Genomic DNA, 21,041 nt, shown 5'->3' with positions numbered 1-21,041 from the left:
GGCGGCAGCCGTGGCCGTCGCCCTGCCCCTCAGCTCGCCTCGCGCAGCTTGAAGCGCTGGATCTTCCCGGTCTGGGTCTTGGGCAGCGCCTCGACGAAAGCGATCGCGCGGGGATATTTGTACGGCGCGATCGTCGCCTTGACGTGATCCTGCAACAATTTGACCTCGACATCGTCGGTGCGCGCACCCTGCTTCAGCACGACGAAGGCGGACACGATTTGCCCGCGCTCCTCGTCCGGTGCGCCAATCACGGCACATTCCGCGACATCGGGATGCCCGAGCAGCGCCGCCTCGACCTCGGGACCGGCGATATTGTAGCCCGCCGAGATGATCATGTCGTCGGCACGCGCCACGAACGACAGCCGACCGCTCTCGTCGCTGACGAAGGCATCGCCGGTGATATTCCAGCCGTCGCGGACATACTTGGTCTGCCTGGAGTCCGCGAGATAGCGGCAGCCGGTCGGGCCGCGAACCGCAAGCTTGCCGACCTGGCCCGGCGGCAGCTCGTTCATGTCCTCGTCGACGATCCGGGCTTCGTAGCCCGAAACGGGCGTGCCCGTGGTGCCGCCGACCGCGCTGCCGGTGCGGTTGGTGATGAAGATGTGCAGCAACTCGGTGCTGCCGATGCCGTCGAGGATCGGCTTGCCGGTCTTTTTGGTCCAGCTCTCGAACACCGGCGCCGGCAGCGTCTCGCCGGCCGAGACCGCGAGCCGAAGCGAGGAAAGATCGGCGCCCTTGTCCATCGCGGCCATCATCGCGCGATAGGCGGTCGGCGCGGTGAAGCAGATCGTCGCCTTGTAGGTCTCGATGATCCGGATCATCTCGCTCGGCGCCGCGTTCTCCAGCAGCGTCGCGGTCGCGCCGAAGCGCAGCGGGAAGATCGCGAGCCCGCCGAGACCAAACGTAAAGGCGAGCGGCGGCGAGCCGACGAAGACGTCGTCCGGCGTCACCTTGAGCACTTCCTTCGCATAGCCGTCCGCGACGATCAGGAGATCGCGGTGGAAGTGCATCGTCGCCTTGGGCTCGCCCGTCGTGCCCGACGTGAAGCCGAGCAGCGCGACGTCGTCGCGGCCGGTCTTCACCGCATCGAACTTGACCGGCTTGTTCAACGCGATCCGGTCGAGCTCGGCATCGTGATTTTGCGTGCCGTCGAAATTGACGACCTGCTTGAGGAATTTGCTGGTCTTGGCGCAGGCCACCAGCTCATCCGCGATCCGGCTGTCGGTCAGCGCCAGGGCAATCTCGGCCTTGTCGACGATCTTGGCCAATTCGCCGGCGCGCAACATCGGCATGGTGTTGACGACGACGGCGCCGGCCTTGGTCGCCGCGAGCCACGCCGCAACCAGCGCCGGGTTGTTGCCCGAACGGATCAGGACGCGATTGCCGGGCTTGACGCCGTAATTCTCCACCAGCGCATGCGCCAGGCGGTTCGACCAGTCGGTCAATTCCTTGTAGGTGCGTTGCCGGCCGTTGCCGATCAGCGCGATGCGATCGCCCATCCCTTGCTCGACGATGCGGTCGGTGAGTTCGACCGCGGCGTTGAGATAATCGGGATATTTGAATTCCGGACGGTCGAGCAGCAGCTGCGGCCATTGCTCTGATGGCGGCAGGTTACGCCGCGCGAAATCGTCGACATGCCCGGATGGGCCGAGCGCGGGAAATTCACCTGACATTCGATTGCCCCTCGCTTTCTATCCAGAAAGGCCAAGACCAAATATCGAGAAGACCAACATCGTATCGAGGACGCCCGGCAGCGTTCCGATCGCCAATCATTTTATACTTAAAATAATTTGGCGCAAGGGTGGAAATCGCGTTGAGCCGTTCGCACCCCCATAGAACCTCAGATCTGCGTGAGTTGCTTCAGCCGCGCGACCATGTCCGACGCCGGGTCGGCAAGCGGCGCGATCGCGGTGAAATGATTGGCATCGGGCACGGTGCCGAACTGCGTCGCCACGCCCGCTTGGCCCCAGACATCGACGATAGTACGGCTCTGGCGATGATATTCGGCGCTCTCGGCGCCACCGACGACGGCATCAAGTGTCGCACCGGCGGGGGCTTTCCAGAGCAGCGGGCTCGCCGCCCTTGCAGCGTCGCGGTCGAGGCCAAGTGCCTTGTTGATGGTGGTGCCGACCAGCGGCTCAAGCTCGAACAGGCCGGAGATCGCGTAAGCAGCCCTGACCAGTTTGTTCGGCAACGACGCGTCGAAGGCCGGCCAATCGGTCGCGAGCATGCATGCGGCAAGGTGCCCGCCCGCTGAGTGCCCCGACACGACCAGCGGCCGGCCGAGTTTTGCAAGTTCACGGCACGCTGCGCGCATCTCGCCGATGATGTCGTCGACCGAGACGCTGGGGCATAGGTCGTAGCTCGGCACCGCGACGCTGATGCCGTGGCCATTGAGACCCCGCGCGCAGTGGCTCGAGGACGAGCCGTCGAGCGCCTGCCAGTAGCCGCCATGGATGAAGACGACGAGCGGCCCGCCACGGTCGCCTTCAAAGAGGTCGATGACGTTGCGGGCGCCCGGACCATAGGTCAGGCGCCGCGGCGGGTGCTGCTCGCGATAGGCCGCGGCGTCCCTCGCCCAGCCCGCCATCAGCACCGGGTTTTCCGGCACCCGTGCCCGGTTGTTGTATTCGACCTCGTAATCGATTCCGGTCACGGCTTAAGCTGACCTCGCCTTGGCGGAACGCTGCGCCGAACCCTTTGCCTTGGCGAGCAGCCGCATCAACTCGCGGATATCCTTCGGCGACAGGTCGCCGAAGACATCAGCGATCCATTTCTCGTGCTCGGTAGCCATCTTGCGGAATTCAGCGCGGCCGAGCTTGGTCAACCGGATGAACTGCACGCGGCGATCGGTCTCCGAGGTGCGGCGATCGAGATGGCCTGATTCAACCAGGCGCTCGACGAGCCCCGTGACGTTGCCGTTGGACACCATCATCCGCTTCGACAGGTCCGACAGCGTCATGCCGTCGGACACCTTGTCGAGCTGGGCCATCAGGTCGAAGCGCGGCAGCGTGACGTCGAATTTCTCGCGCAACCGGCTGCGGACCTCGCCTTCGATCAGCGTGGTGCAGGTCAAGAGGCGCAGCCACAGCCTGAGCTCGGTGCCGTGATCGTCAGGCAGTTCGACGGCTTTGGTTTCAGAATCGAGGTTCATGCGGCGATCGTGCCTCCGCGGCGGATTCCTGTCGGACCGGTTACTTTGAGCTTCAAGCAATTCGCGGCGCGCCGCAAGGACAATTGCGAATCCCGGCTGGTGCGCCGGGCCGATCCTGCAATTTCTTTAAACTTCAAGCAATTGGCGCGGCGCTTGCATGTGCAGCACTTGCATGCTGCGCGACGATCGCCCTGACGCATTGCCACATCGCTTGCAGCGGTCGCGCGCGTCAGATTAAGCTGAGGCAAAACAGGCTGAGACCAGGTCATCAAGGCAATGGTTGGGGGAGTGAGATGAAGCAATCGACGAAGCTCGTGGGATTGGCGGCGCTGCTGGGTATCGCGATCACGCCGGCGGCAGCGCAGGACAAGATCAAGATCGGCGTGCTGGTGACGACCTCCGGTCCGGCCGCGGCGCTCGGCCAGCAGGTCCGCGACGGCTTTGCGCTCGCGATCAAAGACCTCGGCGGCAAGATGGCCGGCCGCGATGTCGAGATCGTCAACGCCGACGACGAGCTGAAGCCTGATGCTGCCGTGGTCAAGGTGCGCGGCCTGCTCGAGCGCGACAAGGTCGATTTCGTGGTCGGCCCGATCTTCTCCAACATCCTGCTGGCGATCCATCGCCCGGTCACCGACAGCAAGACCTTCCTGATCAGCCCGAATGCCGGCCCCTCCAGCTATGCCGGCAAGGAGTGCAACCCGTTCTTCTACGTGACCTCGTACCAGAACGACCAGGTGCACGAGATCCTCGGCAAGGTGGCGCAGGACCGCGGCTACAAGCGCGTCTACCTCTTGGTGCCGAACTACCAGGCCGGCCGCGACTCCGTCGCCGGCTTCAAGCTCGACTACAAGGGCGAGATAACAGAGGAATCCTATACGCCGCTGAACACGCTGGATTTCCAGCCCGAGCTCTCCAAGATCGCTGCGCAGAAGCCGGACGCGCTGTTCACCTTCATGCCGGGCGGCATGGGCGTGAACCTCGTGAAGCAATACAAGCAGGCCGGCGCCACCGTGCCGGTGCTCTCCGCTTTCACCGTCGACGAATCCACTTTGCCCGCGCAACAGGACGCCGCGGTCGGCATGTTCGGCGGCGCGAACTGGGCACCGAACCTCGACAATCCCCAAAGCAAGAAGTTCGTTGCGGCCTATGAGGCCGCCTACAACGGTGTGCCCGGCACCTACGCCATGCAGGCTTATGACACAGCGCTGTTGATCGACAGCGCGGTCAAAGCCGTGAAGGGCGATCTCTCCAACAAGGACGCGGTCGCGGCGGCGCTGAAGAAGGCCGACTTCACCTCGCTGCGCGGTAACTTCAAGTTCAACAACAACGGCTATCCGATCCAGGATTTCTACCTCACCAAGGTCGCGAAGCGGCCGGACGGCAAATTCCAGACCGAGATCGTCGAAAAGGTGTTTTCGAACTACGGCGATCGCTACGCCAAGGACTGCGCCGCCAAGTAAGTCACAAAGCGTCTTCACGCGAAGAGGACACCGGTTCGCGTGAAGAAACCGCGTCAAACAAAAGAGAGGGAAACATGACGATGAAAGACGAGATCGCCGGCATCACCCGCGCCAATGAAGGCATGCAGGGCATTTCCTGGAGCATCCTTGGCCAGACCTACGTGCCGAAGAGCCGCACCGAACATTCCTTCTCCTGGCACGCCACCTTCCCGCCAGGCACCTTCGTTCCTCCGCATATCCATCCCGACCAGGACGAGTATCTCTACATCCTCGAGGGCAAGCTCGACTTCATGCTGAACGGCGCCGATGAATCAGCCACGCCAGGCGATCTGGTGCGGCTGCCGGCGGGCAAGCCGCACGGCATCTTCAACAAGTCGCAGCAGACGGCCAAGACGCTGTTCTGGGTGTCACCGACGCGCAGGCTCTACGACCTGTTCTGGGCGATCCACAACATGAAGGAGCAGAACCCGGAGGACGTGGTGCGGCTCGCCGCTGAGCACAACATCCACTTTCTGCCGCCGCCTCCGGCGTAACGGAGGCGCCGTTTGCAACCCGTCATCCCCGCGCAAAGGCTTCGCCTTTGTCGCTGGAGGAGCTGCGAAGCAGCGTCTCGAAGGATGCATGGCCCCGCTAGTGGCCGTCGACCCTTCGAGACGGCCGCGCTGCGGCCTCCTCAGGGTGACGGATCGGACGTTGTCTCCTCACCATGAGGAGCAATCGTGTCGGCTCGCCCTACTGCCGCGCCACCACGCGTACGACAAGGCCCGCCTCTCTCCGTCATCCTAAGGAGCGCGCCCTTGCGCGCGTCTCGAAGGATGCACGGCCCGGCTGGTGGCCGTCGACCCTTGGAGACGGCCGCGTTGCGGCCTCCTCAGGGTGACGGGTCGGAAGCCGCTCCTACTGCCGCGCCACCACGCGCGCGGCGAAGCCGGCCTTGGCGGCATAGCCGCGGACGATCGCCTCGCGCGCTTCGTAATTGAGAATGGTATCGACGTCGGTGAAACCCTGCGGCGCAAGCTGCTCGACAGCGTCGATCACGCCCTCCGGCCCGCCGCGGCGGTTGGAGGCGACGATGTCGGCGGTCATCGGCAGCCGTTGCCGCTCATAGGCCGCCAGCGCCTGGCGCGGATGCTCCGCTCGCGCCAGCATGTCGGCGAGGCAGCGCGCATCTAGGACGGCCTGCGACGCGCCGTTCGAGCCGACCGGATACATCGGATGCGCGGCGTCACCGAGCAGCGTGACGCGGCCGCTCGACCAATAAGGCAGCGGATCGCGATCGCAGCACGGATACTCCCAGAACTCCGGCGTCGCGTTGATCAGGCCGGTGAAATCGACCTGCGGGATCGTGAAGCTCGTGACATAGGGCATCATCTCGTCGCGCCGGCCGAGATTGGACCAGCCCTCACGGCGCGGCGGCGGCGAGGAGCCGTCGCCGATCCGCACCAGCACCGCCCAATTGGTGAGACGGCTCGCCGGGCTCGAGCCCGGCGCGATCGGATAGATCACGGCCTTGGCGTTGAGCCCGCCGGCGATGATCATCGAGCGTCCGGTCAGGAACGCCGGCCAGTCAGTGGCGCCGCGCCACAGCATCAGCCCGTTCCAGCACGGACCACCTTCGTCCGGAAACAGCGTCTGCCGCACCTTGGAGTGGATGCCGTCGGCGCCGATCAGGATGTCGCCGCGCGCGGTGTGCACATGGGCGCCACTGCGGTCGAAGAAATAGGCCGAGACGCCGCCCTCATCCTGCGTGAAGGAGCCGAGCCGGCAGCCGGTGCGGATCGCATCCGCGCCGAGCCGGTCGATCACCGCCTGATGGATCACGCTTTGCAGGCGGCCGCGATGGATCGAAAACTGCGGCACGTCGTGGCCGGCATCGAGCCCGCGCTTCTCATGCCAGACCTGCTGGCCATGCCGCGTCAGGTAGAACAGCTCATAGGTGCGGATCGCGACCTCGTCGAGCTTGTCGAGCAGACCGAGCCCCGCCAGCTCGCGGATCGCATGCGGCAATGTGTTGATGCCAACGCCGAGCTCGCGGATCGTCTCCGACTGCTCGTACAGCTCGCAAGCGATGCCGCGTGAGCGCAGCATCAATGCGGTGGTGAGGCCTCCGATTCCGCCTCCGACGATAATCGCCTTCATCGTCCCTTACTCCACTCACAACAGGACGTTTTTACGCTTTGGCCTAGGGTCGCATGGCCCGTTGCCCGGCCGCAAGCGGGTTTGTCGCCCCCGCTCTTGTCCAATCCACGCTGTTTTGCCTTAGGCTTAACATTGCTTCAGCGTATTCCCTTCTATGTCCGTCACCCTGAGGAGCGCGGAACGCGCGTCTCGAAGGGTCGACGGCCACCAGCCGGGCCGTGCATCCTTCGAGACGCCGCTTCGCGGCTCCTCCAGCGACAAAGGCGAAGCCTTTGCGCGGGGATGACGGCTCACGGTCAATCCGGCACCACCGCGAACGCCTGGATTTCCACCTTGGCGCGGTCCTCGATCAGGCCGGCAACCTGGATCGCGGTCATCGCCGGAAAGCGCCGGCCGATCACGTCGCGATAGACGGCACCGATCTCCTTCAGCCGCGCGGAATATTCCTTGCGGTCGAGCAGGTACCAGGTCATCGACACGATGTGCTCGGGCCCGGCGCCGCCGGCGGCGGCAACCGCGACGATGTTGCGCAGGGTCTGGCCGATCTGCGCCACGAGATCATCGGTCTCGAACACGCACTGCCCGTTCCAGCCGATTTGACCGGCGATGAAGATCTGTTTGCCGCGCGCGGCCATGCCGTTGGCGTAGCCGATCGGCTTGGCCCACCCTTCCGGTTGCAGGATCTCGATCATCTCAATTGCCCTCGAAGGCGGGTTTCTGCTTGGCGGCGAAGGCCTCGAAGGCACGGCGGAAATCGCCGGTGACCATGCAGATCGCCTGCGCCTGCGCTTCGGACTCGATCATCTCATCGACGCCCATCGCCCATTCCTGGTTGAACATCGTTTTCGTCACGCCATGCGCGAACCACGGCCCATCCGCGAGCGAGCGTGCCATTTCCTGCGCGGCAGCGGCGAGCTCGGCCGGCGGTACCAGACGGTTGTGAAAACCCCACGCGAAACCTTCGTCGGCGCTCATCGCACGCCCCGTATAGAGCAGATCGGCGGCATGGCCCTGCCCGATCACGCGCGGCAGCAATCCGCACGCGCCCATGTCGGCGCCGGCAAGGCCGACGCGGGTGAACAGGAATGCGGTCTTGGCCTGCGGCGTCGCCAGCCGCAGGTCGGACGCCAGCGCCAGCATCGCGCCGGCACCGGCGCAGATACCATCGATCGCGGCGACGATGATCTGCGGGCATTTGCGCATCGCGCGCACCACCTCGCCGGTCATGCGGGTGAAGGCGAGCAGGTCCGGCATCGCCATCCGGGTCAACGGCTTGATGATCTCGAACACGTCACCGCCGGAGCAGAAATTCCCCTCGGCGCCGGTCAGCACGATGGCACGGACATCGGAGGCATATTTGAGGTTGGTGAAGAGGTCGCGCAGCTCCTCATAGGACTCGAAGGTCAGCGGGTTCTTCTTGTCCGGCCGGTTCAGTGTGATGGTCGCGACGCGGCCGCTCGCATCCGTCGACCAGCGGAAGTGCTTTGCGGGATAATCCTTGAACGGCCGGAGCTTTGCTTTCATCTCGGACATGATTTTTCCTTCACCCGGTAAAGACTTCGCCGCCGGCAACCGCGACGGCTTGTCCGTTGATTGACGATGCGCCCTCGGAGGCGAGCCAGAGGATGGTGTCGGCGACCTCCTCCGGCGTCACCAGCCGTTGCATCGGATTGACTTTTGCGAGCGCGGCCCGCGCTTCCTGTTCGCTGCGGCCGGTCTTGGCGACGATGTTGGCCGCGGCATCCGCCACCAGCGGCGTATCGGTGTAGCCGGGACAGACTGCATTCACGGTGACGCCGCGCCGCGCATATTCCAGCGCCAGCGAGCGCGTCAGCCCGATGACGCCGTGCTTGGCGGCGACATAGGCCGAGACGTAAGCATAGCCGGTGAGGCCCGCAGTCGAAGCCACGTTGATCACGCGGCCGCGGCCGCGCTGCGCCATCCCTGATAGCACGGCCTGCGTCACCAGGAACACGCTGGAGAGATTGCTCGCCAGCATGTCGGCCCACAGCGCCGCGTTGGTTTTGTCGAACGCCGCGCTGCCGGCCTTCCCGGCATTGTTGACGAGGATATCGATCGGGCCCGCCTCGGCTTCGATCCGCGCGACACCCTTGGCCACAGCAGCTTCATCGGTCACGTCGATCGAAACAACGGCGCCGGCGTGCTGGCCGAGCGACGCCGCAGTCGCCTGCAGCGCATCGATGCGGCGCCCGGCAACGCTGACGCGCACGCCGGCCTTCGCCAGCGCGATCGCCGTCGCGGCGCCGATGCCGGAACCGGCACCGGTCACCAGCGCATGTGCATTAGGCCAGAAGCGTGTCATGCCTTCCCTCCCGCGGTGGCGCGTTCGAGATTGGCCTCGTATTGCGACTTGCCCGACACATATTGCTTCGGCCACGCGATCTGCTTGACGCCGATCTTGGCGGCTTCGTGCAGCGTCCAGGCCGGATCGGCGAGATGCGGCCGCGCAATGGCGCAGAGATCGGCACGTCCGGCAGCGATGATCGAGTTGGCATGATCCGCCTCCGAGATCGCGCCGACCGCAATGGTGGCGATGCCGACCTCGTTGCGGATCTTGTCGGCGAACGGCGTCTGGTAAAGCCGGCCATAGATCGGATGGTCGTCGGCCCAGACCTGCCCCGATGAGCAGTCGATCAGATCGGCGCCGGCCTCCTTGAACAGTTTCGCGAAGGCAAGCGCGTCTTCGGGCGTGTTGCCGCCCTCGGCCCAGTCGTGACAGGACAGGCGGACCGACATCGGCTTGGCCTCCGGCCACACCGCGCGGACGGCGCGGAACACCTCCAGCGGATAACGCGCCCGGTTCTCGATCGATCCGCCATACTCGTCGGTGCGGCGGTTGGTCAGCGGCGACAGGAAGCTCGACAACAGATAGCCGTGGGCGCAGTGCAGCTCCAGAATATCGAAGCCCGCGGCAGCAGCGCGCTTCGCGGCGGCAACGAACTGGTCGCGTACCTCGTCCATCTCGGCGCGGCTCATCGGCTCCGGGACCTGGCCGTCGGGCAGATAAGGCACCGACGAGGCCGACACCAGCGGCCAGTTATGGTCCGGCAGCGGCTCGTCCATGCCCTCCCAGGCGACGCGGGTCGAGCCCTTGCGGCCGGCATGGCCGAGCTGGATGCCGATCTTCGCTTCCGAATTGCGATGCACGAAGTCGACGATGCGCTTGTAGGCTGCCGCCTGCGCGTCATTCCACAACCCGCAGCAACCGGGCGTGATCCGCGCTTCCGGCGAGACGCAGGTCATCTCGGTGAACAAAAGGCCGGCGCCGCCGAGCGCGCGGGAGCCGAAATGCACCAGATGAAAGTCGTTCGGCACGCCCTCCTCCGCCGAATACATCGCCATCGGCGAGACGATGATCCGGTTATGCAGCGACAGGCCACGGATGTGGAACGGCGTCAGCATCGGCGGCGTGACGCGGTCGTTAGTGGCGGGCACGCCATTCCGCTCCGCGAACCAGCGCTCATAGCCTTCGAGCCATGTCTTGTCGCGCAGCCTTAAGTTCTCGTGGCTGATGCGCTGCGAACGGGTCAGCAGCGAATACATGAACTGCTCTGGCTCGAGCGTATCCGCATAGCGCGAGCCGACCACCTCGAACCATTCCATCGCATTGCGCGCGGCGTTCTGAATCCGCGCCACGTCGACCCGGCGCAGCTCCTCGTAGGCCTTCAGCACCGCGGGAATGCTGTCCTTGGTCGCGCCGTGGATCTTGAACTGGTTGGTCAGCTCGATCGCATCTTCCAGCGCCAGCTTGGTGCCCGAGCCGATCGCGAAATGCGCGGTGTGGGCGGCATCGCCCATCAGCACGACATGACTATTGCCGTTGAACGCGGTCCACTTGCCGCAGATCAGCCTGGGGAATGACAGCCAGGCCGAGCCGCGCAGATGCCGCGCGTTGGAGACCAGATGATGGCCCTCGAGGATTTCCGCGAACACATTCTCGCAGAACGCGATGGAATCGCCTTGCTCCATCTTGTCGAGGCCGTGGGCGAGATACGCCTCCTCGGTGGTCTCGACGATGAAGGTCGCCGCACCCTCCTCGAATTTGTAGATGTGCGCCTGGAACCAGCCGTGCTCGGTCTTGCGGAAATCGAAGGTGAAGGCATCGAACGGCCTGACGGTGCCGAGCCAGATGTAGCGGTTCGGCCGCATCAGCATGTCGGGCTCGAAGGCCTCGGTGTATTTGGCGCGGATCTTCGAGTTGACGCCGTCACACGCCACGATCAGATCGGCATCGGGAAACTCGAGGTCCGAATTGACCTCGCGCTCGAAGATCAGCTCGACGCCGAGCTCCTCGGCCCGCGCCTGCAGGATGTTGAGCAGCCGCTTGCGGCCGATGCCGACGAAGCCGTGGCCGGTGGTGCGCATGCGACGGCCCTTGATCAGGACCTCGATATCGTCCCAATGATTGAACGCCTGCTCGATCGTATCAGCGGTGACCGGGTCCCATTTGCGCATGTTGTCCATGGTCGCATCGGAAAACACCACGCCGAAGCCGAAGGTGTCGTAGGGCCGGTTGCGCTCGACCACGGAAATGACGTGCGTCGGATCCAGCATCTTCATCAGGATGCCGAAATAAAGCCCGGCCGGCCCGCCTCCAATGCAAACGATACGCATGGCGTTCTCCCATTGGCTTCGGCGGCCGGGCAGGTTCCTCCCGTTAGCCGATGAGGCATATTATTTTATACTTAAAATAATTGTCAAGGGTGGGATGCGCCACACCCACCGCTGTCGTCCCTGCGAAAGCGGGGACCCATAACCACCAATTATTGTTGGTTTGCAGCGCCGGGGCCGCAGCCCATTTCAACAACAAGGGCCTGGGGTTATGGGTCCCTGCTCCCGTGCGCAATTGCGCACTAGGCAGGGACGACACCGATCTTGTTGCGCGGCCAGTGGCTGACGCGCGTACTCGCGACGCAAGTCGCCCGAGCTTCAAGGCGTGAGGGACGCACCAGCGAGCCGCTCCCTCTCCCGTTGTGGGAGGGGGAGCCAGAGAGGCGTGCTCGCCTCACGTGCGGCGATGACGGCTCAATGCACCGCGGCGTACAGGATCTTGTCCTGCGTCGCGTCCGCCGCGTCGAACTCGGCGACGATGCGGCCGGTGCGGGCGACCAGGATGCGGTCGGACACCGCGAGGATTTCCGGCAGATAGGACGAGATCACCACCACCGCCTTGCCCTCGTCGGCGAGACGGCGGATTTCGCCGTGGATGTGCGGGATGGTGCCGACGTCGACGCCGCGGGTCGGCTCGTCGAAGAAGATGATCGAGGGCTCCTGCACCAGCGTCTTGGCGAGCACCACCTTCTGCTGGTTGCCGCCGGACAGCTCGATGATCCGCGCCTTGCGTTGCAACGCGCTGATCTTGAGCCGATCGACCCAGTAATTGGCGAGCTTGCTGCGCCTGGCACGCGACAGCAGGAAGCTCCAGCCCTTCCGCGTGGCGAGGCTGCCGAGATAGACGTTGTCGTCGACCACCATGGTCTCGAAGAAGCCGTTGGCCTTGCGGTCCTCGGTGATGTAGGCGATGCCGTCGTTGATCGCCTGCCGCGGCACGCGGTAGCGGATCGGCTTGCCGCGCAGGCGGATGGTGCCGCCATTGACCAGGTTGCGCTTCAGCGCGCCGTAGATGATCTTGGCGATCTCGGTGCGGCCGGAGCCGATCAGGCCGGCGATGCCGACCACCTCGCCGGCATAGACCGAGAACGACATGTTCTTGACCGCCATGCCCATGGTGACGTTCTCGACCGTCAGCACCTTCTCGCGGCGCTGATGGGTCTTCGCTTTGCCGCCATAGACCGCCTGCGCCACCTCGCGGCCGACCATGTGCTGCACCAGCGCGTCGCGGGTGAGCTGCTTCGCGGGCGCCGTGATCACCAGCTTGCCGTCGCGCAGCACGGTGATGCGATCGGCGATCTGCAGCGATTCTTCCAGCGCATGCGAGATGTAGATGATCGAAACGCCGCGGGAGCGCAGATCGCGCACCAGATGGAAGAAGTGGACGATCTCCTCCGGCGTCAGCGAGGCGGTCGGCTCGTCGAAGATGATGATGCGCGCCTTGTTGTAGATCGCGCGCGCGATCTCCACCATCTGCTTCTTGGCGGTGCCGAGCAGCGCCACCGGCGTTGCCGGGTCGACGTGGAAATTGAGCGACTGCAACAGCTGCTGGGCCTGGATGTTCAGGGTGCGGAAGCGCGTCAAGAGCTTCTCGTTGCCGAGCTCGATGTTCTGCGCCGCGGTCATGGTCGGCACCAGGCTGGTCTCCTGATAGACCATGCAGATGCCGGCATCGAGCGCGTCGCGCGGCTGCTCGAAATTGGCCGGCTTGCCGTCGAGCAGATAGTCGCCGGAAGTGAGATTGATCGCGCCCGCGATCGCCTTGCACAGCGTCGACTTGCCGGCGCCGTTCTCGCCGACCAGCGCGTGCACCTCGCCGGGATAGAGATCGAAATTGACGCCCTCGATGGCGTGGACGCCGCCATAGATCTTGGAGCCGTTGCTGATCAGCAGCACCGGTTCGCGGGCTGCCGACTGGGTCGCGGGCGCTGCCTGCATCACACCGTCATTCATCGCAGGTCTCCCGTAGTGCGCAGTAGGCGTCCGGCGCCGCGCGCGGCGATCACGATACCCGAAGGCATGGCGCAGGCGGCGGTGATGCCGTGGAAGCGGCCGCCGGCGCGGCTGTGCAGGCTGTCAGTCGCATCGCCCTCGGCATCGAGATGCACCAGCAGGCCGTAGGAGCGCGGCGGCGCCCAGGGCTTCTGGATGCCGAGCGCCTTGACGCTGCCGATCTGCATCGGCTCCAGGCAATCGCTGCCGCCGACCAGCGCCGGCGCCACCCAATATTCGGGCGGCATCGTCGCCATCATCTCTTCGCGGAAGTCGTCTTCCTTGAGCACGAACTCGATCAGATGGGTGCGGCGCGCGAACATGCCGAGCAGCAGCCCGCCATGGCCGTCCGGATGCAGCCGCGCCGGATAGCCCGGCATGTTGGCGGCTATGGTCTCGCGCGGGCCAAGTCCGTTAGTCGCGACCGCGAATCGGCTGAGGCAATGCGCCCAGCTTTCGGTGAGCCACAGGCTCTTGCCATCGTCGGAGACGATCACACCGTAGGGATATGGCAGGTCGCGCAGCAGCACCTGCGCATTGTCGAGGCCCGCGCCGCAGCTGATCAGGCGGCCGCCGGCGCGCTTCTCCATCAGATCGTGCCGCCACTCGCTCGGGCGGCGACCGGCACTGCCTTCCACGGCATAGATGCGGCCGTCGGGCGCCGCGGTCACCGACAACAGCCCGGTGAGCGCGCTGCCGCCGGCAGTCTCCAGCCAGCGCGGCGCGGGCTTGGCGGGATCGAGCGCGGCAAGACCCCTGCCCGCGACGCAGACCAGCAGTCGGCCGTCCGGATGCAGCGCGAGCCCGCCGGCATCGTCCTCGAATTCGGCGACGACCGTACGTGTCGCGAAATCCGCGCCGCTGAGTTTCAGCACCTGTCGGCCGGCAGAAACATAGATCGCGCCGTCGCCGGCGGCGATCACATCGTCGACGCCGGGCAAAGGCTCGCCGATCGGCACAGCCGAATCGAGCCGGTCGTTCGGGCTCATCGCGCCGTCGAGCGGCGGGATCGCGTTCTGGCCGCCGTCGCGGTCGATGACGCTGCGGATGTCGCGCAGCAGATGATCGAAGAATCCCATTATTTCGTCACCCTGCCTGTTACGCGGCTCTTGGCGCCCCAGTACGCGTCGTAGCCCGTCCAGCTGTCGTCGACGCCGTCGAGCTTGATGCGGCCGATCCGGTTGTTCTCGAGCCCGCCGAGATAGAGGTAGCCCTGATGCTCGCGCATCGAGGTCAGGGTCGAATGCGAAATGCCGGTCGGATCCCACCAGGACTCCAGCGCTTCGCCCTTCTCGTTGAACTTGAGCACGCAGCCATGGTTGAGCGCGGGCGCCAGCCATTCGTCGGTCGGCACCTGCTTGACCATGCGCAGGCGGAATCCTGGTTTGCGCGCCGCAAGATCAAAGGTCGGCGTGCGGATGCCGACCAGCGCCAGCCAATAGGTGCCGTCGGAGGCGCGGTTGATGTTGTCGGGGTTGCCCGGCAGCTGATCCATCAGCACTTCGGTCTTGCCCTTGTTCGGGCCATCGATCCAGTGCCGGAACACCTTGCACAGCGAGGTCGACGCAATCAGGATCGACTTGCCGTCATGGGAGACGCAGATCCCGTTCGGGAAATAGAAGTGGTTGATCACCGTCCGCGTCGTCTTGGTCGCAGGATCGTAGCAGACCACGCGGCCGTTCGGCCGGCCCTCGAGGATGTCGAGGGTGTTGGTGGTCATCTCGTAACGCGTGGTGCAGTCGCTGAAATAGATCTTGCCGTCGGGCGCGATGTCGAGATCGTCGGCCATCCGCAGGCGGCTGTCGTCGTTCAGCTTGTACCAGGTGCGGTTGGTCTCGTCGGTGACCTTGAAGATGCGGCCGTCGGGCGCGACGCCGTAGACGCCCATGCCGGCGACCGCGACGATCAGGTTCTCGTCGCGATCGAACTGCATGCCGAGCGGCCGGCGCCGATATGGGCGAACACCTCGCGGGTTTCGAAGTTCGGCCCGGAGAAACGGATCACGTTGCCGTCGCGGGTCGAGCCGTAGAGCCGACCCTGGCGATCGAGGATGACGTCCTCGGGCCCCTCGACCTGATCGACGCCGATCGCCTGCGCCTTGATCAGCCGATCATTCTGCGCGTAGGGCGACGCCGCGCCGGGCTGCACCGCCGGCGCCGAGGCCAGCGGCACGAAAGCCGGATTGACATAGATCTTCTGAATCGCCTTGCCGCGGTTCTTCGACCATTTGACGTCAATGCCGACGGCCGCGAGCAGGATCATGCCCGTCACCGCCGAGGTGACGTAGCCCGGGATGCCCATGCGGACGAGGCCGTTGATCAGCAGGAAGATGATCAGCGCGCCGATCATCGCCCGCCACACCGTGCCCTTGCCGCCGGCCAGCGACACGCCGCCGAGCACCACGGCGGTGAGCGCCTGGAATTCCCAGCCCACGCCGGTGGTGGAATCCGTCGAGGCCTGACGTGCCGCGTAGAAGATGCCGCTCGCCGCGCACAGCGTGCCCGACAGCACATAGGTCATGAACAGCATCAGGCGGACGCGGATGCCGGCATGACGCGCCGCCTTGCGGCTGGCGCCGATCGCGGTGAGATGCCAGCCGTAGCGCGAGCGCGACAGGAAGATGTGGCAGATCAGGAGCACCACGAACAGCGTCGCCGCATTGACGGGAATGCCGAGCACGCTGCCGCCGCCGACGAAGTCCCAGGCGTCGCTCTCGACCGAGTTGGTCGCGAACACCTGGGCGTAGCTGGTGTTGAGCAGATTGACCGAGGCGCGCAGGATGATCAGCGTCACCAGCGTGGTCAGGAACGGCCGCGTCTTGAGGAAGCCGATCAGGAAGCCGTTGATGCTGCCGAGCAGCGCGCCGACCAGTAGCGTTGCCGGAATGGCGAGGCCGACCGGCCATTCGCGCACCAGCAGGAAGTACAGCGCCGCGAAATTGCACAGCGCGAAGATCGCGCCGACCGACAGGTCGATGCCGCCGGTGACGAGGCAGAAGCCCATCGCAAGCGCGACGAAGCCGAATTCGGCGAACAGCCGCAGCAGCGACACCGAGTTCTGCACCGAGGCGTAGTCGGGAATGGTGAGCGCGAAATACGCCCACAGCCCGATCATCACGGTGAACGGAACGACCGGCTCGAACCACTGTTTCAGCAACAGCTCCGACAGCAGGAGCCGGGGTGAAAACCGCCGCACCGATGCGGAAAACGAATCAACTGCCATCGACATCGCCAAAGCACTCCCTCGATCCGGTTTCACGCGTCCGGATTCTGATCCTTGATACAGCCGACGCGGGAATGCCCCCCGCGCCGGCTGTCTCGCGCCTTGTTAGTTTTTCTTGGGTAGCGCGAAGCAGGTGCCGCCGAGCGAGGCGTTCGACTTGTCGATCCAGATCGGCCGCGTGTAGTAGGACAGGTTCTTCGTGCCGGGCTTGTCGCCGGACATCAGCAGCGTCTCGGCTGCGAACATCAGGTCGTGGCCCTGCTCGGTCGCCTTGTAGCTGAGGAATTTGCTGAAGTTGCCTGAGGTGACCTGGTCGCAATCGAGCTGCGAGCCCTCGCCCGAGGCGAACACCTTCACATCGTCGATCTTACCGGCATTGCGGATCGCCTGCGCGGCGCCCGATTCCATGATGCCCCAGAAGCCGATCGAGGCGCAGAGATCGGGATGCTGCTGGATTACGGTGGCGGTGACGTTGAGCGCGGTGTTGGCATCCCAGTTCGCCGCCTGGTTCGACACCACCTTGATATTGGGATCCTTGTTCAGGACATCCATGATGGCACCGACCTGGTCGACGCTGGCGGCTGCGGTCAATTCGCCCTGCACGATCTGCACCTTGCCGGACTTGCCCGAACCGGTGCCGCAGGCCTTGACGGTTTCGTTCGCAAGCATCCGGCCGATCTCGCGCCAGTCGACGCCGACAAAGGCGCCGGACTTGTAATTCGAGGCCATGTTGACCTGGATCACATGCGTGCCCTGGGCCTCGGCGCGCTTGAGGTCCTTCATCAGCAGCGTCACGCTCGGATTCTGCACGATCAGGACGTCGGGCTTCTGGTCGACCAGCGCGGTCAGCGCCTGCTGCATCGCCGACGGATTGTTGTTGGGGTCGCGCACGACGTATTTCATGCCGCGCCACTCGGCCTCTTCCTGCACCACGCGGCCCCATTCGTCGGACAGCGGAACGCCGAGCGCGATCGGCAGATAGGCGACGGTCTTGCCTTGCAGCGACTTGTCGTAGGCGGCGCGCAATTCGCGCCCGGCCTTGGTACCTTCCTCCTGCGCCGACGCCGCGAAGGGCATCGCGGCAACCGCTACACCGGCGAGCAGGATCGTCCAGAACTTGGTCGTCTTCATCGTCTCCTCCACAAGAAATTCTTTTGATTGATTTGGAATTGATTGGCGCGAAGGGTACGCGCTCAGTCGCCTTTTTCAGTCGCCTTGCCGCGCGGTCTCCTCGTCGCGGGGATGCAGCCAGTTGTCGAGCACGATCGCGGCCAGCAGCACCACGCCCTTGACGATGTTCTGCACCTCGCTGTTGACGTCCATGATGGTGAAGGCGTTGAGCAGCGTACCGATCAGGATACAGCCGACCACGACGCTGAACACGCTGCCGCGGCCGCCGATCAGGCTGATGCCGCCGATCACGACGACCAGCACGACGTCGAAGATCATGGTGCCCTGCGTGATCGCCATCTGCATGCTGCCTGTGGTGCCGACCCAGACCAGGCCTGCAATCCAGGCGAGCAACGCAACCAGCACGTGCTCCAGCACGATCAGCGGTCGCAGCGGGATGCCGGTCAGCCGCGCGGCCTCCGGATTGTCGCCCTGCGCGTAGATGAAGCGGCCGATCGAGGTGCGCGACAGGAACAAATGCATCGCGATCGCTGCGACTGCGAACACCAGGATCGGAACCGGAATGCCGAACAACCGTCCGGCGCCGAGATACATCAGGCCCGGCGCATCCTTCGGCGCATAGACCACCCAGGCCGGCGCGATCCAGAACGCGAGGCCATAGATCACGAAGCCGGCGGCCAGCGTCACGAACAGCGCCGGCGCCTCGACAAAGGCGACCATCACGCCGTTGACGACGCCGATCAGCACCGCAATTGCCAGCGCCAGCAGCACTGCCGTGAAAACAGGCATGCCGTTCTGCATGTAGATCAGCGCGATCGCCCAGGAACCCGCCATGATCGCGACCTCGGAGAGGTCGATGCCGCGGCTGATCACGATCAGCCCCATGCCGAGGCCGAGCACGCCGAGGATCGAGATACTCCGCAACAGGTTGAGGAGATTGGAGACGGTGGCAAAGCCGTTCAACGTCAGGCCGAACACGACCAGAAGCGCGATCGTGATCAGGAGCACGATCTGCTCCTGGCTCGGTTTTGCAAACATTGCGCCCGAGCGAGATGATGCCGCAGGGACAGCAACGCCGCGCGATGGCGATTGCACGCTCATCGTTTCCTCCAGGTATTATTTTGCTTGAGACTTTAAGAGTGCCAACTCATATTCGTCAAATGCATTCGACGGATAGGGATGGATTATTTCCATGCATGTACGCGACGTCGATCTGAACCTGTTCGTGGTGTTCGACGCGATCTACACCGAGGGCGGCGTCAGCCGCGCCTGTTTCCGCCTCAATCTGACACAGCCCGCGGTGAGCCATGCGCTGGGCCGGCTGCGCGCGATGTTCGACGATCCGCTGTTCGTGCGCCGCCATCACGTGATGACGCCGACCCCGCTGGCGCGCCAGATCATCACGACCGTGCGCCAGGCCCTCAATGGCCTCGAGACGACGCTGACCCATACCAACCGCTTCGATCCGGCCAGAACGCCGAAGCGGTTCGTGATCGGCCTGCGCAACAATCTCGAGGCGCCGATGCTGAGCGCGCTGATCAACCGGATCAGCGCCGTCGCGCCGCTGGTCGAGATCGCCACCGTGCGCAGCGAGCGCAACAATCTGGAGCGTGAGCTTGCCGCCGGCACGCTGGATGTCGCGATCGATACGCTGCTGCCGCTCTCGACCGAGGTGCGGCGCGAGCAGATCCTGACCGAGCATATCGCGGTGTTCGCCCGGCGCGGTCATCCCGAGCTCGGCACCCGGCTCGACAAGAAGGCCTATCTGCGCATGGAGCATGTCTGCGTGACATCGCGGCGCAGCGGCGTGTCATTCGAGGACTTCCAGCTCCAGCGCCTCGGCCTGACCCGCACCGTGCGCCTGACCTGCCAGAATTTCGCGACCGCCTGCCATGTGGTGAGCCGCAGCAACATGCTGCTGACGGCGTCGGAGAGCGCCGCCTCGGTGCTGGAGGACCCCGGGTTGTTGCAGTGCTTCCCCTGCCCGTTCCCGATCAGCCCGCACGTCAATTATCTCTACTGGCACGCCACCGCCGAGGGCGACACCACCAATCAATGGCTGCGCGAGCAGTTGCGCGCCGCCGCAGCGTTGCTGGCGGGCAGCCGCTTCAGCAAGAAGAACCGCCGCGCCGCGAAGACGCGCCCCAAGGTTGGCATCCCCGTCCCGACCAGCCTCGCTGCGGAATAGCGGAGCGACCAGTCAATTTTGCTCCGATGCGAGCAGCGGACTCCACTTCACCTCGCCCCGCCTGCGGGGAGAGGTCGAAACGCATCGTCAGATGCGTTTCGGGTGAGGGGGAGCTTCCGCGATTCCAGCTGTCACCGTATGCGGGGAAACAGCCCCTCACCCCAACCCTCTAAGAGCAAGCTTCGCTTGTCTCGACCCCGTAAGAACGGGGCGAGGGAGCGCACCGTCGCTATTCGACCTGCTTGCGCCGCGCCGCTCACATCCCGCTCAGGCCGCTATCTACCGCCAGCGTCTGCGCGGTGACGTAGACGCTCTCATCCGACATGAAGAACAGCACCGCATAGGCGATCTCCCACGCCGTCGCCTGGCGGCCGAACGGAACATGGCTTTTGCCGCGCGACGGCCGGCCCGCACCGGCCTCGCGGCCGTTCGGGGTGTCGACCAGCCCGGGATAGACCAGGTTGGCGCGAATGCCGCGCCGCGCGCCGGTATGCGCGATGTTGCGCATCAGGCCGCCGAGCGCCGCCTTGGATGAATCATAGACCGCCATCTGCGATCCCGCCTTCAGCGCCGCGATCGAGGAGATGAAGACGATCGAGCCGCCGTCTTCGAATTTCGGCAACGCCGCGCGGCAGCACAGCATCGGCCCGCGGACGTTGACGTCGTAGATCCTGTTCCACTCCTCGGCGCTGACATTGTCGAGCCCGGTCTTGCCGAAGGTGCCGATGTTCAGCACCATGCCGTCGAGCCCGCCCATGGCGTGATGAGCTTCATCAATCATTCTGATGACATCGGCCTCTCGGGTGACGTCGGCGGCAATCGCGAAACCGCGGCCGCCGTCAGCCGCGATGCGCGCGACCGTGTCCTCGGCGGAGCCGCGGTTGAGGTCGGCAACCGCGACATGCGCCCCCTCGCGGGCGAACAGCAGGCTCATCGCGCGGCCGTTGCCGACCGGATCGGTCGCGGCATCGAACACGCGCTGGCCGCCGCCGACCACAAGGATGCGGCGGCCGTTGAGACGGCCCCTGCCCGGCGCGGTGCCTGAGGACTCCGCGCTCAGCGGACGGACATGGCGGTCAGGCTTCGTGTCTTGCGAGGTCCCTTGCGGAGTCTCCGACATCCC

At 65.0% G+C, this 21,041-nt stretch carries 18 protein-coding genes; 3 read left to right on the top strand and 15 right to left on the bottom strand.

Annotated elements, in window-relative coordinates; all coding sequences use genetic code 11:
• Positions 1 to 29: 29 nt before the first annotated feature.
• From H8A95_RS02670 to H8A95_RS02660, 3 genes are all read right to left on the bottom strand, one after another.
• Positions 30 to 1,673: a benzoate-CoA ligase family protein gene (locus H8A95_RS02670; RefSeq protein WP_229181670.1), complete on the bottom strand. Its 1,644-nt coding sequence runs from the start codon at positions 1,671 to 1,673 to the stop codon at positions 30 to 32.
• Positions 1,674 to 1,840: 167 nt separating this feature from the next.
• Positions 1,841 to 2,656, bottom strand: a complete 816-nt coding sequence (locus H8A95_RS02665) for an alpha/beta hydrolase (protein ID WP_229181669.1) — start codon at positions 2,654 to 2,656, stop codon at positions 1,841 to 1,843.
• A 3-nt stretch (positions 2,657 to 2,659) separates the two neighbouring features.
• On the bottom strand, positions 2,660 to 3,154 hold the full coding sequence (locus tag H8A95_RS02660) for a MarR family winged helix-turn-helix transcriptional regulator (RefSeq protein ID WP_163152594.1): 495 nt from the start codon (positions 3,152 to 3,154) through the stop codon (positions 2,660 to 2,662).
• A 293-nt stretch (positions 3,155 to 3,447) separates the two neighbouring features.
• On the opposite strand from H8A95_RS02660, the gene H8A95_RS02655 reads away from it, so the two are divergent.
• Positions 3,448 to 4,614 (top strand): ABC transporter substrate-binding protein, encoded by a 1,167-nt coding sequence (locus H8A95_RS02655; RefSeq protein WP_229181668.1) that lies wholly within the window; start codon positions 3,448 to 3,450, stop codon positions 4,612 to 4,614.
• Between the two features lie 80 nt (positions 4,615 to 4,694).
• Entirely contained in the window at positions 4,695 to 5,147 is a 453-nt protein-coding gene (locus H8A95_RS02650) for a cupin domain-containing protein (protein ID WP_163152590.1), read from the top strand.
• Positions 5,148 to 5,511: 364 nt separating this feature from the next.
• Here the strand turns inward: H8A95_RS02650 and H8A95_RS02645 are convergent, their stop codons facing one another.
• The 11 genes from H8A95_RS02645 to H8A95_RS02600 form a co-directional block, all read right to left on the bottom strand.
• Positions 5,512 to 6,753 carry a flavin-dependent oxidoreductase gene (locus H8A95_RS02645; RefSeq protein WP_229181667.1) on the bottom strand — a complete coding sequence of 414 codons (1,242 nt, stop codon included), beginning with the start codon at positions 6,751 to 6,753 and terminating at the stop codon, positions 5,512 to 5,514.
• A gap of 296 nt (positions 6,754 to 7,049) precedes the next feature.
• Positions 7,050 to 7,445, bottom strand: a complete 396-nt coding sequence (locus H8A95_RS02640; RefSeq protein ID WP_229181666.1) for a RidA family protein — start codon at positions 7,443 to 7,445, stop codon at positions 7,050 to 7,052.
• A gap of 1 nt (position 7,446) precedes the next feature.
• Positions 7,447 to 8,286, bottom strand: coding sequence for an enoyl-CoA hydratase family protein (locus H8A95_RS02635; RefSeq protein ID WP_229181665.1), 840 nt, complete (start codon positions 8,284 to 8,286; stop codon positions 7,447 to 7,449).
• A 10-nt stretch (positions 8,287 to 8,296) separates the two neighbouring features.
• Positions 8,297 to 9,076: an SDR family NAD(P)-dependent oxidoreductase gene (locus H8A95_RS02630; RefSeq protein WP_229181664.1), complete on the bottom strand. Its 780-nt coding sequence runs from the start codon at positions 9,074 to 9,076 to the stop codon at positions 8,297 to 8,299.
• Positions 9,073 to 11,388 carry a bifunctional salicylyl-CoA 5-hydroxylase/oxidoreductase gene (locus H8A95_RS02625; RefSeq protein ID WP_229181663.1) on the bottom strand — a complete coding sequence of 772 codons (2,316 nt, stop codon included), beginning with the start codon at positions 11,386 to 11,388 and terminating at the stop codon, positions 9,073 to 9,075. Before H8A95_RS02625 ends, H8A95_RS02630 begins: the two co-directional genes overlap by 4 nt.
• Before the next feature lie 411 nt (positions 11,389 to 11,799).
• A complete protein-coding gene (locus tag H8A95_RS02620) occupies positions 11,800 to 13,323 on the bottom strand; it encodes a sugar ABC transporter ATP-binding protein (protein ID WP_420839318.1) in 1,524 nt (507 codons plus the stop codon).
• A gap of 11 nt (positions 13,324 to 13,334) precedes the next feature.
• Positions 13,335 to 14,456 (bottom strand): SMP-30/gluconolactonase/LRE family protein, encoded by a 1,122-nt coding sequence (locus H8A95_RS02615; protein WP_229181661.1) that lies wholly within the window; start codon positions 14,454 to 14,456, stop codon positions 13,335 to 13,337.
• A complete protein-coding gene (locus tag H8A95_RS44060; RefSeq protein ID WP_338027764.1) occupies positions 14,456 to 15,310 on the bottom strand; it encodes a strictosidine synthase family protein in 855 nt (284 codons plus the stop codon). The genes H8A95_RS02615 and H8A95_RS44060 overlap by 1 nt, the downstream gene beginning before the upstream one ends.
• Positions 15,283 to 16,599: an ABC transporter permease gene (locus tag H8A95_RS44055; RefSeq protein WP_338027763.1), complete on the bottom strand. Its 1,317-nt coding sequence runs from the start codon at positions 16,597 to 16,599 to the stop codon at positions 15,283 to 15,285. Before H8A95_RS44055 ends, H8A95_RS44060 begins: the two co-directional genes overlap by 28 nt.
• 105 nt (positions 16,600 to 16,704) lie before the next feature.
• Entirely contained in the window at positions 16,705 to 17,730 is a 1,026-nt protein-coding gene (locus tag H8A95_RS02605) for a sugar ABC transporter substrate-binding protein (protein ID WP_229181660.1), read from the bottom strand.
• Between the two features lie 75 nt (positions 17,731 to 17,805).
• On the bottom strand, positions 17,806 to 18,738 hold the full coding sequence (locus H8A95_RS02600; protein ID WP_229181659.1) for an ABC transporter permease: 933 nt from the start codon (positions 18,736 to 18,738) through the stop codon (positions 17,806 to 17,808).
• A gap of 184 nt (positions 18,739 to 18,922) precedes the next feature.
• Here H8A95_RS02600 and H8A95_RS02595 point away from each other — a divergent pair, with 184 nt between their 5' ends.
• The gene (locus tag H8A95_RS02595) at positions 18,923 to 19,918 is read left to right on the top strand and encodes a LysR family transcriptional regulator (RefSeq protein ID WP_229181658.1); all 996 of its coding nucleotides are present in this window, start codon (positions 18,923 to 18,925) and stop codon (positions 19,916 to 19,918) included.
• A 256-nt stretch (positions 19,919 to 20,174) separates the two neighbouring features.
• On the opposite strand, the gene H8A95_RS02590 is transcribed toward H8A95_RS02595, so the two are convergent.
• Positions 20,175 to 21,038: an SDR family NAD(P)-dependent oxidoreductase gene (locus tag H8A95_RS02590; RefSeq protein ID WP_229181657.1), complete on the bottom strand. Its 864-nt coding sequence runs from the start codon at positions 21,036 to 21,038 to the stop codon at positions 20,175 to 20,177.
• Positions 21,039 to 21,041 lie beyond the last annotated feature (3 nt).

Origin of the sequence: Bradyrhizobium oropedii, from assembly GCF_020889685.1 — a bacterium.
Classification (GTDB): Bacteria; Pseudomonadota; Alphaproteobacteria; order Rhizobiales; family Xanthobacteraceae; genus Bradyrhizobium; species Bradyrhizobium oropedii.
This window is presented reverse-complemented; position numbering and strand designations above follow the sequence as displayed.

What these genes read in the sequence shown, in the direction of transcription:
- H8A95_RS02605 (WP_229181660.1), bottom strand. Translation starts at nt 17,730, where the DNA reads ATGAAGACGACCAAGTTCTGGACGATCCTGCTCGCCGGTGTAGCGGTT.
- H8A95_RS02655 (WP_229181668.1), top strand. Translation starts at nt 3,448, where the DNA reads ATGAAGCAATCGACGAAGCTCGTGGGATTGGCGGCGCTGCTGGGTATC.
- H8A95_RS02640 (WP_229181666.1), bottom strand. Translation starts at nt 7,445, where the DNA reads ATGATCGAGATCCTGCAACCGGAAGGGTGGGCCAAGCCGATCGGCTAC.
- H8A95_RS02650 (WP_163152590.1), top strand. Translation starts at nt 4,695, where the DNA reads ATGAAAGACGAGATCGCCGGCATCACCCGCGCCAATGAAGGCATGCAG.
- H8A95_RS02635 (WP_229181665.1), bottom strand. Translation starts at nt 8,286, where the DNA reads ATGTCCGAGATGAAAGCAAAGCTCCGGCCGTTCAAGGATTATCCCGCA.
- H8A95_RS02625 (WP_229181663.1), bottom strand. Translation starts at nt 11,388, where the DNA reads ATGCGTATCGTTTGCATTGGAGGCGGGCCGGCCGGGCTTTATTTCGGC.
- H8A95_RS02630 (WP_229181664.1), bottom strand. Translation starts at nt 9,076, where the DNA reads ATGACACGCTTCTGGCCTAATGCACATGCGCTGGTGACCGGTGCCGGT.
- H8A95_RS02590 (WP_229181657.1), bottom strand. Translation starts at nt 21,038, where the DNA reads ATGTCGGAGACTCCGCAAGGGACCTCGCAAGACACGAAGCCTGACCGC.
- H8A95_RS02660 (WP_163152594.1), bottom strand. Translation starts at nt 3,154, where the DNA reads ATGAACCTCGATTCTGAAACCAAAGCCGTCGAACTGCCTGACGATCAC.
- H8A95_RS44055 (WP_338027763.1), bottom strand. Translation starts at nt 16,599, where the DNA reads ATGGCAGTTGATTCGTTTTCCGCATCGGTGCGGCGGTTTTCACCCCGG.
- H8A95_RS02595 (WP_229181658.1), top strand. Translation starts at nt 18,923, where the DNA reads ATGCATGTACGCGACGTCGATCTGAACCTGTTCGTGGTGTTCGACGCG.
- H8A95_RS02620 (WP_420839318.1), bottom strand. Translation starts at nt 13,323, where the DNA reads ATGCAGGCAGCGCCCGCGACCCAGTCGGCAGCCCGCGAACCGGTGCTG.
- H8A95_RS02670 (WP_229181670.1), bottom strand. Translation starts at nt 1,673, where the DNA reads ATGTCAGGTGAATTTCCCGCGCTCGGCCCATCCGGGCATGTCGACGAT.
- H8A95_RS44060 (WP_338027764.1), bottom strand. Translation starts at nt 15,310, where the DNA reads ATGCAGTTCGATCGCGACGAGAACCTGATCGTCGCGGTCGCCGGCATG.
- H8A95_RS02645 (WP_229181667.1), bottom strand. Translation starts at nt 6,753, where the DNA reads ATGAAGGCGATTATCGTCGGAGGCGGAATCGGAGGCCTCACCACCGCA.
- H8A95_RS02615 (WP_229181661.1), bottom strand. Translation starts at nt 14,456, where the DNA reads ATGGGATTCTTCGATCATCTGCTGCGCGACATCCGCAGCGTCATCGAC.